The organism is Shouchella tritolerans, from assembly GCF_025770735.1.
In the GTDB taxonomy this organism is placed as follows: Bacteria; Bacillota; Bacilli; order Bacillales; family Bacillaceae_D; genus Shouchella; species Shouchella tritolerans.
The window spans coordinates 328113-340424 of sequence record NZ_JAODPB010000004.1; the positions used below are offsets into that span (position 1 = coordinate 328113).

Sequence of the window (12312 nt, forward strand, 5' to 3'; positions counted from 1 at the left end):
ACTGCCTACTAAGTATACTACAATACATACGGGCATTTCAGCGCTTGTCGATGTTGCAATTTGATGAAATATAGAAAAAGCCTTGACCAAGGAGCCAAGGCTTTTTCCACTAGTATTTCACAATACCGATTAGCAACATAAGCGAAACAATCGTTGGTACTGTGACAAAGATTCCCGTAATGATAAACACCGTTGCCCAAGTATGGTCTTTATCCTTCATATGCATAAAGAACAACAGCTGGAGCAGTAGCTGAACGACAGCAAGAATAAGGATAAACGGTACAGCGAAATTATTTGGAATAATATCGGCACCAACCGCCGCGAATGCCAGCACAGTTAAAAACAACATGAGGACAAACACGACGATTTGATTGCGGATTTCCGTTTTCATTTCCCGTTTTTCTGCTTCCGTCATTGCGCTCTTATCAAACGGCTTACTCAAATGGTCATCCGCCATCTTAATACCCTCCTACTCCCATTAAATAAACAACCGTAAAAATAAATACCCAGACGACGTCAATGAAGTGCCAGTACAAGCTGGCCACGTAAAACTTCGGTGCATTCGTCAATGTAATGCCGGCACGGAAGTTGCGGATAATCAAAAGCGTGATCCATCCGAGTCCGAACAACACGTGGGCGCCGTGTAGACCAACTAGCGTATAGAATGCCGATGAAAACGCGCTAGTCGTAAAGCCGAATTCATAGTCATGGACATAGTGTTGGAACTCATAAATTTCCAACCCTAAAAATGTCAATCCTAATACAACTGTAATGATCATCCACGTCATCATTTGCTTGAATTTGTTTTTCTTCATCGCAAACATGGCAAACACACTTGTCATTGAACTTGTCAATAACAGCATTGTCATGAGGAACACAAGCGGCAGTGTGAACAAATCGGTTGAAGAGGGGCCGCTGCCGACACCATTGCGAAGCCCTAAATAGGTGCCGAAAAAGGTTGCAAACATGATTGTCTCTCCGCCTAGGAAAAACCAGAAGCCCAAAAACTTGTTTTTGCCTTCCAGTGTTGCCCGCTCCGGATGGGAGGGCAGTCCTTTTGTAGCATCTACAGATCCAGCCATATTATTTGCCACCTCCCCATTTTTTCAAATCTGCCTGAACAACGCTTTTTGGAATATGGTAGCCATGGTCATCCTTGATCGAGCGGAGCGCCATCGCGCCAAACGTGAGGACCGCACCTATGGCAACAACGATCCATGGACTGATAATTGGGTTATCCATTTCCAACATAATCAGGCCAAAACCACCAAAGAAAAGACCAATCGAAATAATGAGCGGCAAAATCGAACCGTTCGGCATGTGAATGTCGCCAACAGGTTCTGCCGGTTTCATTGTTCCGTCGCCATGCACTTTTTCGTAGAAAAGCGGATCGAGGGAACGAACTTGCGGCGTTTGCGCAAAGTTGTATTCAGGCACAGGCGTTGGCGTCGACCATTCAAGCGTCCGTGCATCCCACGGGTCGTTCACGCCAATGACACGCTCCCCTTTAAACGCTGAATAAATAATATTAATGACAAGCAAAATGACAGCAGCCGACATAAAGAACGTGCCCACTGTACTGATTAAGTTGAAATCATCCAGGCCTTGGCCGCCAAGGTATGTATAAACGCGGCGCGGCATTCCCATCAATCCAAGGAAATGCTGGATAAAGAATGTCAAATGGAAACCGATTGTAAACAAAACAAAAAACCATTTTCCCATCTTCTCATTCAGCTTATGGTTAAACATTTTCGGATACCAATAAAACAATCCGGCAAATAGGGCAAACACAATCCCACCGACAATGATGTAATGAAAGTGTGCAACGACAAAGTACGTATCATGGTACAAATAGTCTACTGGCGCCATCGCGAGCATGACCCCTGTAACCCCGCCAAGCACAAACGTCGGCACGAATGAAGAAGCAAACAACATCGACGTATTGAATGTAATTTTGCCGCCCCACATTGTAAAGAGCCAGTTAAAGATTTTAATACCAGTCGGAACAGCAATGGTCATCGTAGCGATCGCAAAGATGGAGTTAGCTACCGGTCCGATGCCGACTGTAAACATATGGTGGGCCCACACCATGAAACCGAGGAAGGCAATAATCATCGTCGCGAACACCATTGCCGTGTAACCGAAAAGCCTTTTGCGTGAAAAGGCCGGAATAACTTCAGAAATAATTCCGAACGCTGGCAAAACGAGAATGTACACTTCTGGGTGCCCAAAGATCCAGAAAATATGCTGCCAAATGACGACATTTCCTCCTGCTGTCGGGTTGAAAAACTGGGCGTCGAATATGCGTTCAAGCATTAGTAAAGCAAGCCCAGCTGCTAGAGGCGTAAAGGCAAACAAAATTAACGTGGACGTGACAAATGATGTCCACACGAACAATGGCAAGCGCATCATCGTCATACCTGGTGCACGCATGTTAATGATCGTCACGAGGAAGTTGATCGCAGATATCAATGTCCCAATCCCCGAGACTTGTAAACCAAGCACGTAAAAATCGAGGCCAAGCTGGTTTTCATTTAGTGACAACGGGACGTAAGCCGTCCAGCCTGCATCAGGGCCGCCGCCAAAGAACCAGCTAAGTGATAAGAGCAACCCGCCCGACATAAAAATCCAAAATCCGAGTGCGTTTACAAACGGAAACGCGACGTCGCGGGCGCCAATTTGCAATGGAATGAAGTAGTTCATAAAACCAAACAGCAAAGGCGTCGCTGCCAAAAACAGCATGATGGTGCCATGCATCGTAATAAATTCATTAAACGTCTGGCCGCTTAGAAACGTATTTTCAGGAAACATGAGCTGTATCCGCATAAACACAGCCATCAATCCTGCTTTAACAAAGAAAAGCGTTCCCGCAATTAAATACATAATGCCGAGCTTCTTATGGTCGACTGTCGTCAGCCAATCCCAAATAACGCTTTTTTCTTTTTTATAACTAGCCAATCTAAGACCCTCCTTTACCCGTTCTTTCTATATTAGTACTCTTGATCGGCTCCCCGCACTTGTAGCGAGCGCAAGTATTCGACGATCGCATCGAGATCTTCGTCGCTAATGTCGGGATGAGCTGGCATGTTGTTGCCTTGCTTCAAAGATTGCGGGTCTCGAATCCATTCTTTCAACAGCTCATCATCGTCGATGTCATAGACGCCAGCAAGCGTTTGGCGATCGCCAAAGTTGGTCAGCGCTGGTCCTGTCGCCATGCCTTGTCCGCCAATTGCATGACAAGAAATGCAGGCATTCTCTTGAAAAGCTTCATAGCCCGCTTCTGCATTGGCCGCAGTAGCTTCTTGTTCAACGGCAAGCATGTCTTCCACCCAAGCGTCATACTCATCGCGTTCCAAAGCAATCACTTTAAAATCCATGAGCGCATGGGACGGTCCGCAAAGTTCAGCACATTTGCCTTTATAGACTCCTGGTTCATCGGCATTGAGCGTCAACGCATTGGTTACCCCAGGAATATTGTCGATTTTCCCGCCAAGAGCCGGAACCCAGAAAGAGTGGATTACATCTTCGGCATTCAGCTCAAATACGACATCTTCGCCTACCGGGATATACACCTCTTGTCCGGCTGTAAAGCCTTCTTCATAATCAAATTGCCACCAGTATTGATGACCAGTTACTTTTATGTACACTGTGTCCTCATGTTCGCTTGGATCCGCGTTTACATGGAAATCAAACGTTCCTGTAACAGTAGGAATGAATAAAATGATCAGCAAAATGATCGGAATGACGGTCCATGTAATTTCCATCGCCGTATTCCCGTGCACTTGCTTCGGCAGTACTTCATCGCCCTCTTTGCGACGAAATTTAAAAATGACGAGGAAAAAAATCACAAATACAACAATGGAGACGAACGTCATAACCGCTATCGACAACAGCATGTTGTCATAAAGCCATTGTGCTGCAGGCCCTTTAGGGTCAAGCGCAGTCAGGTTTTCTTCCCCTAGACAGCCTGAAAGCAAAAACAGCATTAGTGCTACCGGTACAAGCCGCCATATCTGTTTTCTCATCAAAGCCCCTCACTTTCTTTTTCACATTGTCTCGATCTCTTTTTTTGCCAACAGCGAACGAAAACTCGTTTTTACAAGCACTTTACGCAACCGTATTCATTTTTTAGCACTCCGATTAAACTGAAAACACTTAGGATTGCAAACTGTGCTAACGATCGGTACCTTGGTATCATGCAGTCTTGTAAAAACTGTCTTTTTGATTATAACGCAAAATGGGGACGGTTTCATCATATTCCTTTTGTTCACGTAAATGTCACATTTGAAACCGTCAAAGAATGTTCGCAGCTGAAAAATTGACTTTACCTAGTACCTTTTTTAAGATGGAAGAAGCATTTTCAAGACCCACTCTAACTTTACCATATTTTTCGATAAGATTATAGAAGGAAAGGTGAAACGATTGCATAAAGGATTAAAAAGATTAGGCGTTATCACCTCGCTCGGCGTGCTGTTGGTGCTCATCCAAGGAGCCCTCGTCACGAATACAGGTTCTGGTGAAGGTTGTGGGCAAACATGGCCCTTATGTTTTGGCCAAGTCATTCCTCTCGACCCGCCTCCTGAGACGGTCATTGAGTTCTCACACCGCCTTGTTGCCGGCATCGTCGGCATGCTTGTGATCTTAATGGCCATTTGGTCATGGCGTCGCCTAAAGCATATGCCCGAAACTCGCTTTCTCGCGATTATTTCCGTCTTTATGATCATTTTTCAAGGTTTGCTAGGGGCAGGGGCGGTTGTGTTTGGCCAGTCTGATTTAATCATGGCGCTTCACTTCGGCTTTTCTGCTTTGTCATTTGCATCGGTTGTGCTGCTAACGAGGCTCGCTTTTGAAGATAGCAATCCCCAAAAGCAGTATGCACCAATTGTCTCAAAGGCATACAAAGGCTATGTTATTTTTGTAGCGATTTATTCCTATGTAGCCATCTATACAGGCGCTTACGTCAAACATACGAACGCAACGCTTGCTTGTTCAGGCTTCCCCCTTTGCAATGGGCAGTGGATTCCAAATGTGTTTACTGAAGCGATCGGCGTCCAGCTCTTGCACCGTAGCGCTGCGATCTTGCTGTCATTGCTCTTGGTTGTTTTATTTATCTGGACATTAAAAACATTTCGCGCTTCCCGCGTGCTCGTCGTTTGCGCAAGCCTAGCGATGCTGCTCGTTATTGGCCAAGCTGCTTCAGGGGCTGCTGTTGTCCTCACACATAACGAGACGCTAACACTCGGGATCTTCCACGCGTTGCTCATTTCGCTCCTATTTACACTGCTCTGTTATATGGTCATGCTTGTCACACGGAACAAAGCTAAATAAAAAACGCGAAAACAGGCTGGGCTAGTGCCCAGCCTGTTTTCAAACTATAGACAAACGCTCGCATCCTTCGTTGCTCCCTCGTTCATATGCTCATTCGCATCTTCACTCGGTTTCGCGCCTCGGCTGACAAGCGTTTTTTATCAGCCTGTTTAGACTGCGTCGTTGCTTTGACAAGCGTCTACGTTTAATTAACGTTACTCGGAAAGTTCAATGAGCAAGTCGCCTGTTGAAATCGACTCTCCATCTCGTGCATACACTTTTTTAACCGTACCGCTAATTGCTGCTTGGACAGTTGTCTCCATTTTCATCGCTTCTGTAATCATCAAATGGTCGCCTTTTTGGACTTTGTCGCCTTCAGCTACAAGTGCCTTAATGACGGTTCCTGGCATTGAAGCGCCAATGTGGCTCGGGTTATTTTTCTCCGCTTTCGGACGTGTCACTGTTGTTGTTTTCACGTCCAAATCTTGAATATGAACTTCCCGCGGTTGCCCATTCAGTTCAAAATAGACGATTCGTGTCCCGTCTGGTTGTGGGTCCGACACAGATACAAGCTTAACAATTAACGTTTTTCCACGTTCAATTTCGACTTCAATTTCCTCGCCTAAATGGAGGCCATAAAAGAATGTCGGCGTATCCAGGACAGACACATCGCCAAACCGCTGGCAAAACTGCTCGTATTCCATAAATACTTTTGGATACAAGGCATAAGAAAGCACGTCGTGGCTCGTTACTTGACGGCCAAGCTCTTCAAATAAGCTTTTGCCGACTGCTTTGAAATCCACTGGCTTCATATGTTCGCCAGGGCGCCCCTCTATAGGCTGTTTGCCTTTTAAAATAATGCGCTGCAGCTTTTCAGGGAAGCCTTTGTACGGCTGGCCTAATTGCCCTTGGAAAAATTCCACAACAGAGTCAGGAAAGTCAAGGCTTTCGCCCCGCTCAAAAATCGCTTCTTCAGTCAGATCATTTTGCACCATGTAAAGGGCCATATCGCCAACTACTTTGGAAGATGGCGTTACTTTCACAATATCGCCAAACAAGTCGTTAACGCGACGGTACATTTGTTTCACTTCATTCCAGCGATTATACAGCCCAACTGCTTTCGCTTGCTGCTGAAGGTTACTATATTGCCCCCCTGGCATTTCATGCTCATACACTTCTGTATGAGGAGCGTTCATACCGCTTTCAAACCCACGGTAAAATTTGCGCGTATCATGCCAAAATTGATCGAGCTTTTCATAGTTGCCAACATCCATTTTTGGTTGGCGGCTTTTTTCCGCTAATGCATAATACAAACTGTTTGCGCTTGGTTGTGAAGTCAGGCCGGCCATTGAGCTAACGGCGACATCGACAATATCCACACCTGCATCTACGGCACGGGCATAGGTGAAAATACCGTTGCCGCTTGTATCGTGCATATGCAAATGAATCGGAATGTCGACTGCTTCTTTTAACTCAGAGACAAGTTGGTAGGCCGCTTCCGGTTTTAACAATCCAGCCATATCTTTAATGGCAAGAATATGGGCGCCTGACGCTTCTAATTCTTTTGCCATCTTTTTGTAATAATTTAAATCATATTTATCCCTATTTTTGTCCAAAATATCGCCCGTGTAGCATACGGCAGCTTCTGCCACTTTTCCGCTCGCACGCACAGCTTCGATGGCTGGCTTCATTGCTTCAACCCAGTTTAAGCTGTCAAAGATCCGGAAAACGTCGATGCCTGCTTCAGCCGACTTCTGAACAAAATCAGCAATGACGTTGTCAGGATAGCTTGTATAACCGACGCCATTAGAGGCGCGTAAAAGCATTTGGAACAGCACATTAGGCACTTTTTCACGCAACGTAAGAAGCCGTTCCCACGGATTTTCATGCAGAAAACGCATGGCGACATCAAAAGTCGCTCCGCCCCACATCTCAAGAGAAAACAAATCAGGAAGCAAGCGCGCTGTAGGTTCAGCAATTTTCTTTAAATCATACGTGCGAACACGCGTCGCAAGCAGCGACTGGTGGGCATCGCGGAACGTCGTATCGGTTAACAGCACTTTTTGTTCCTGCTTCACCCATTTCGCTAAGCCTTCTGGCCCTCGCTCATCTAAAATTTGCTTTGTGCCCGCTGGTATCGGCTCGTTTTTATTAAAAGCAGGGACAATCGGCTTGTCAAACAGCGGCTTTTCCCCTTTTTCCAAGCCTGGATAACCATTAACGACCGTCTCCCCAATAAAGGACAACATTTTTGTCCCCCGGTCTTTCCGTTTAGGAAAGACAAACAGCTCAGGTGTTTCGTCTATAAAATGAGTATTGTATTCGCCGTTTAAAAATTGTGGGTGTGTGACGACGTTTTCCAAAAATGCAATATTTGTTTTAATGCCGCGAATCCGAAATTCTCGCAGATTACGAACCATCTTCAAGGCAGCAGCCTCAAATGTTAACGCCCATGTTGACACTTTTACGAGCAATGAGTCATAGTGAGGGCTAATGACAGCGCCTTGAAACCCGTTTCCAGCATCCAGGCGAACACCAAAGCCGCCACTTGAGCGATAGGCATTGATTCTTCCCGTATCCGGCATAAATCCATTCGCAGGGTCTTCTGTCGTTACCCGTGATTGAATCGCGTAGCCAAAACAAGCGATGTCTTCTTGTTTAGGAATGTCGATTTCTTTTTCATGGAGTTTGTAACCGTCGGCAATTTTCAACTGTGACTGGACAATGTCAATGCCAGTAATCATTTCCGTAATCGTGTGTTCAACTTGGACACGAGGATTCACTTCAATAAAATAGAATGTTCCGTCATCGGTGACGAGAAACTCAACCGTACCGGCGTTTATGTAGCCGACATTTTTCATCAAGTTGACGGCTGCTTCGCAAATATTGTTTCGTACTTCCTCGGACAGGGATACGCTTGGCGCAATTTCGACTACTTTCTGATGGCGCCGTTGCACTGAACAGTCCCGTTCATACAGGTGGACAATATTTCCGTGCTTATCGGCTAAAATTTGCACTTCGATATGTTTAGGGCGTTCGACAAATTTTTCTACGTACACTTCATCATTGCCAAACGCTGATTTCGCTTCAGACTTCGCCCGTTCATACGATTCTTTTACATCCTTTTTTTCACGGACAATACGCATGCCGCGACCGCCTCCACCTAGGGAAGCTTTGATAATAAACGGATAGCCGTGCTGGTCAGCAAACGCTTGGACTTCCTCTAAGCTAGCAACTGGGCCATCGCTCCCTGGAATGACAGGCAACCCTGCTTTTAATGCTTGTTCCCGTGCCTGTATTTTGTCACCAAACATATGAAGATGCTCAAGCTCAGGTCCGACAAAAATCAGCCCTTCTTCCTGACAACGTCTGGCGAATTCGATATTCTCTGACAAAAACCCATAGCCTGGGTGAATCGCATCGACATCATGTGCTTTTGCTGTCGCAATGATGTCTTCTATGTCAAGATAAGCATCAATCGGCTTTTTCCCTTCGCCAACAAGATACGCTTCGTCCGCTTTATAACGGTGAAAAGCACCTGTATCCTCTTTCGAATAGATAGCGACAGTACGGATGTTCAACTCTGAACATGCCCGAAAAATCCGAATAGCAATTTCCCCGCGATTTGCAACGAGCACTTTTTTAATCGATTTTAATGCATTCATAACGACTACCTCCCCAACTCGTTTCAAACAAGCTTTTTTCTTTTTTTATACTTTGAACGATTTTTGTCGTTTTGGCAACTATAAAGTTAAAAATTTTTTCGTTTTAGGCTAAAAAAAAAAGCTAGGTCCGCTAGATTACTTGCCTTTCTGTTAATCGAAATATTTTTATCTAGCGCTCAACTTACCCCGTCGTGGGTGCGTTATTGCAGAAAAACCGGGCAAGTTGCCCGGTTTTTATTTTCTCATAGAAGCTTCATGCAGCAGTGCAAGTTTGCGTTCCAATTCGTTCAAAATCATTTTCCCTTTTTCTTCCTCTACTAATTCAAGACGTATGGCAAAGTCAATTTCCCTTGACAGGCCAAACATCCGCGTATCTAAAACCTCTTCGTAGAGGGGGCATTGCGGCATCGTCAAATTTTCCAGCTGCACTTCAATGAGTTTCTGAATTTTTTCAGCATCTGCCTGCAAGAGCGCGTACGCTTTCTCGCTCTGGCTAGTCACAGCATTCGTCGTCAAGGTGTCCCCTCCTTGGCTAAATGTTCGTTCTACTTACATAGTATCTTTGTTTCCCCGAAATTGCAATCTTTTTCCCTAGTTTCGAACAGGCAGAAGCCGTGACAATTGCGCTATTCCCCGCTATACTTTTGGTACGGTGTAAAAATGGAGGGTGCTTGAATGGAAGAGTTTGTGTTTTTTATTTCAGGAAAAGTCGCTAGACCACTAACGATTGACCCGACTGTATGGATATTCGATGAACGAAAAATCGATTTGGAAGCGTTTTTTGAAAGTGAAGAAGGCTTGCCTGATGACAATGATTTAGTAAGCTACACAAAAGCAGTAGCAAAAAAGTGGGATAAGGAAATGCTAGAAGGCTCTGAGCCACCGAACCCCAACCGTGATTCAAATCAGATTGCTTTCGAACGGCAAAAATGGACAAACGGTTCTTTTGGCATGCCACTAAAGCCCTTTATCCGCAACGCCGCTCCGAATAAAAGGGCAAAAGCAATCGAAATACGCACGACTGACGGCGAAACATTTCCTTTCAGCATTGAGCAAGGCGATTCGTTTATTGCTGCTTTTTCCGAAAAAGGCCAGCCTTTAAAAGAGGATGGCCCTGTCCATGTCTATCTTGCCGATGGCAGCAGCAAAGAACCCGTTCGCCGCGTCCGCGAAATCGTGTTCGTCTAAAGCAAGTCTGCGGCAAGCTGCGCCAGCGCTGAGCGTTCTCCTTTGATCAAGCGAACATGTCCGCTCAGCGCTTCCTTTTTAAACGTTTCAACCGCATATGTTAGCCCATTTGTATATTCATCCAAATAGGGGTGATCGATTTGTTCAGGGTCCCCCATCAACACAATTTTGCTGCGTTCCCCAACTCTCGTTAATATTGTCTTCACTTCGTGTTTCGTTAAGTTTTGCGCTTCATCAATAATGATGAACTGGTCGGGAATGCTCCTGCCACGAATGTAAGTAAGCGCCTCTACTTGAATCGAACTCATCCCCGCGAGAATCCGATCCAGCTCGCCTGGCTTCTTTGTGTCAAATAAAAATTCAAGATTATCGTAAATAGGTTGCATCCAAGGTTTTAGTTTTTCCTCTTTCTCGCCTGGCAAATAGCCGATGTCTTTGCCGAGTGGGACGACAGGGCGGGCGACAACAAGCTTTTTATAAAGGTGGAGGTCTTCCGTCTGCAAAAGCCCAGCAGCAAGCGCCAATAACGTCTTGCCTGTCCCGGCTTTTCCAATCATGGTCACAAGCGGCAAGTCTGTCCGCAACAGAAGCTCCAATGCCATCTTTTGCTGGGCATTACGTGGACGAATTCCCCATACATGCTCATGCTCGCCTACAAGCGGTTTAATCGAATGGCCAAGCAAATCGACTTTTCCAAGCGCTGAACTAGAAGGTTGGACGTGGTCTTTTAAAACGACAAATTGGTTTGGGAAAAAGGAGCGGTCAGGCAACATTGTCACAGACACTTGGCCACTTTTGTAAAATTGGTCGATGACTTCCTGGTCGACATAGCAAGTTTCAAACCCATCATAGCTTTTATCTGTTTCAATGACGCGGTCATTTAGGAAATCTTCTGTTCTTAAATCAAACGCATCTGCCTTAACGCGAACTAGCGCGTCTTTGCTGACAAGCACGACTTCACATCCATTTGCTTTTTCATTCTCTTCCTTCTGCAAATTTAAGGCAACCGCAATGATGCGATTGTCATTTGTCATTTCAGCAAAGCTATCTCTTAAATGCTTGAAAGAGCGATGATTTAGCTCAACGCGGAATACCCCGCCCCGATCAAGGACGACGCCTTGATGGAGTTTCCCGCCATCACGCAATTGGTCGACCATTTTTGCGATCAAACGCGCATTGCGCCCGATTTCATCCATATTACGTTTTTTAGAATCTACTTCTTCCAATACGACAGCGGGAATGACCACTTCATGCGGCTGAAATTGGTAGATCGCATATGGATCTTGAAGCAGGACATTTGTGTCTAATACATAAATTTGATTAGCTTTCCCCAAATCATACGCCTCCCGACATGTGCAGCTCAATTTCCTTTTTAAGGCAAGCCTCCTTTTCATTATCGTATGTAGGAGCAAAACAACTTAGACGAAAGTTTAGAAAGAAATGCAGGCGTTTCTTTTTTTTCGTAAATTGTTTACAATAACAATAACGGTTCAAGTTCCTCCATCCGTGTGTGCCTGTTTTTCCAACAAGAAATTGGATAAATCATCCATTTAAAACTCGAGGGAGGTACAGCCAAAAATGAAAGTAAAATGCGTTATGTGCGACACAATTAATGATATTGAAGATTTTAGCACCCTTGCCAAGCGGCTGCGCAACCGTCCTATCCATACCTATATGTGCGACTCTTGTAAAGCAAGGATTGAAAAACGGACGATCGAGCGCAAAGCGACTGGCTTATTTTATACCCCCCATCAAAAAGAAAAGAGTGACTGGCCGTAAAAGCCAGTCACTCTTTTCGATTGGTATTGTCACCTTTCGTTTATACATTTTGCGATTTTTCTTTGCGGTGGAGATGCAGCCGAAAACGATAAATGCCTAGCACGACAGCGGAAATGGCTAATACAGCTAAAATCGGCGCGCCAAAAATGAATTCCAAAAACCAGAGCCCGAAACTGCCAATGACTAACAAAACGTAAATAACGACCATTTTCAACAATGGCAGTTTCCTCGCAAAACCGAGATTGAAAACAATCACACAAAGGACGATTGTCGCTACAAAAGCAATAAAACCAATCCATGGGTTCTCGTACGTCGCTTGCATAAGCCACGGCATGCTTTCAAGCGGAACCGTTTGCTCAGCTAGAAATTCCAT

General features: G+C 45.2%; 11 protein-coding genes. 3 read left to right on the forward strand and 8 right to left on the reverse strand.

Annotated features, from left to right (window positions below):
• Positions 1-109: 109 nt before the first annotated feature.
• Genes N6H06_RS15790 through coxB form a run of 4 tightly spaced genes read right to left on the reverse strand, consistent with a single transcriptional unit; the run spans position 110 to position 4025 of the window.
• Entirely contained in the window at positions 110-457 is a 348-nt protein-coding gene (locus N6H06_RS15790) for a cytochrome C oxidase subunit IV family protein (RefSeq protein WP_062749139.1), read from the reverse strand.
• A 1-nt stretch (position 458) separates the two neighbouring features.
• Positions 459-1082: a cytochrome (ubi)quinol oxidase subunit III gene (locus N6H06_RS15795; protein WP_062749141.1), complete on the reverse strand. Its 624-nt coding sequence runs from the start codon at positions 1080-1082 to the stop codon at positions 459-461.
• Position 1083: 1 nt separating this feature from the next.
• The gene (ctaD, locus tag N6H06_RS15800; protein WP_212953908.1) at positions 1084-2958 is read right to left on the reverse strand and encodes a cytochrome c oxidase subunit I; all 1875 of its coding nucleotides are present in this window, start codon (positions 2956-2958) and stop codon (positions 1084-1086) included.
• A gap of 32 nt (positions 2959-2990) precedes the next feature.
• On the reverse strand, positions 2991-4025 hold the full coding sequence (gene coxB / locus N6H06_RS15805; protein ID WP_263707499.1) for a cytochrome c oxidase subunit II: 1035 nt from the start codon (positions 4023-4025) through the stop codon (positions 2991-2993).
• A gap of 397 nt (positions 4026-4422) precedes the next feature.
• Here coxB and N6H06_RS15810 point away from each other — a divergent pair, with 397 nt between their 5' ends.
• The gene (locus N6H06_RS15810; protein WP_062749911.1) at positions 4423-5328 is read left to right on the forward strand and encodes a COX15/CtaA family protein; all 906 of its coding nucleotides are present in this window, start codon (positions 4423-4425) and stop codon (positions 5326-5328) included.
• Between the two features lie 194 nt (positions 5329-5522).
• Here N6H06_RS15810 and pyc read toward each other — a convergent pair whose 3' ends face one another.
• Positions 5523-8972: a pyruvate carboxylase gene (gene pyc, locus N6H06_RS15815; protein WP_212953910.1), complete on the reverse strand. Its 3450-nt coding sequence runs from the start codon at positions 8970-8972 to the stop codon at positions 5523-5525.
• Between the two features lie 234 nt (positions 8973-9206).
• Positions 9207-9488: a YlaN family protein gene (locus tag N6H06_RS15820; RefSeq protein ID WP_062749149.1), complete on the reverse strand. Its 282-nt coding sequence runs from the start codon at positions 9486-9488 to the stop codon at positions 9207-9209.
• Positions 9489-9647: 159 nt separating this feature from the next.
• Between N6H06_RS15820 and N6H06_RS15825 the strand changes: the two genes are divergently transcribed.
• On the forward strand, positions 9648-10160 hold the full coding sequence (locus N6H06_RS15825) for a peptidyl-prolyl cis-trans isomerase (RefSeq protein ID WP_263707500.1): 513 nt from the start codon (positions 9648-9650) through the stop codon (positions 10158-10160).
• Here N6H06_RS15825 and N6H06_RS15830 read toward each other — a convergent pair.
• A complete protein-coding gene (locus N6H06_RS15830) occupies positions 10157-11494 on the reverse strand; it encodes a PhoH family protein (RefSeq protein ID WP_062749153.1) in 1338 nt (445 codons plus the stop codon). The two genes, N6H06_RS15825 and N6H06_RS15830, sit on opposite strands and share 4 nt — an antisense overlap.
• A gap of 244 nt (positions 11495-11738) precedes the next feature.
• On the opposite strand from N6H06_RS15830, the gene N6H06_RS15835 reads away from it, so the two are divergent.
• The gene (locus N6H06_RS15835; RefSeq protein WP_062749155.1) at positions 11739-11939 is read left to right on the forward strand and encodes a YlaI family protein; all 201 of its coding nucleotides are present in this window, start codon (positions 11739-11741) and stop codon (positions 11937-11939) included.
• 40 nt (positions 11940-11979) lie between these two features.
• On the opposite strand, the gene N6H06_RS15840 is transcribed toward N6H06_RS15835, so the two are convergent.
• Positions 11980-12312 carry a YlaH-like family protein gene (locus tag N6H06_RS15840; RefSeq protein ID WP_263707501.1) on the reverse strand — a complete coding sequence of 111 codons (333 nt, stop codon included), beginning with the start codon at positions 12310-12312 and terminating at the stop codon, positions 11980-11982.

Bases quoted from the DNA above. Each gene is read 5' to 3' on its own strand.
- N6H06_RS15790 (WP_062749139.1), bottom strand. From the start codon at position 457: ATGGCGGATGACCATTTGAGTAAGCCGTTTGATAAGAGCGCAATGACG.
- N6H06_RS15795 (WP_062749141.1), bottom strand. From the start codon at position 1,082: ATGGCTGGATCTGTAGATGCTACAAAAGGACTGCCCTCCCATCCGGAG.
- coxB (WP_263707499.1), bottom strand. From the start codon at position 4,025: ATGAGAAAACAGATATGGCGGCTTGTACCGGTAGCACTAATGCTGTTT.
- pyc (WP_212953910.1), bottom strand. From the start codon at position 8,972: ATGAATGCATTAAAATCGATTAAAAAAGTGCTCGTTGCAAATCGCGGG.
- N6H06_RS15825 (WP_263707500.1), top strand. From the start codon at position 9,648: ATGGAAGAGTTTGTGTTTTTTATTTCAGGAAAAGTCGCTAGACCACTA.
- N6H06_RS15835 (WP_062749155.1), top strand. From the start codon at position 11,739: ATGAAAGTAAAATGCGTTATGTGCGACACAATTAATGATATTGAAGAT.
- N6H06_RS15840 (WP_263707501.1), bottom strand. From the start codon at position 12,312: ATGGAATTTCTAGCTGAGCAAACGGTTCCGCTTGAAAGCATGCCGTGG.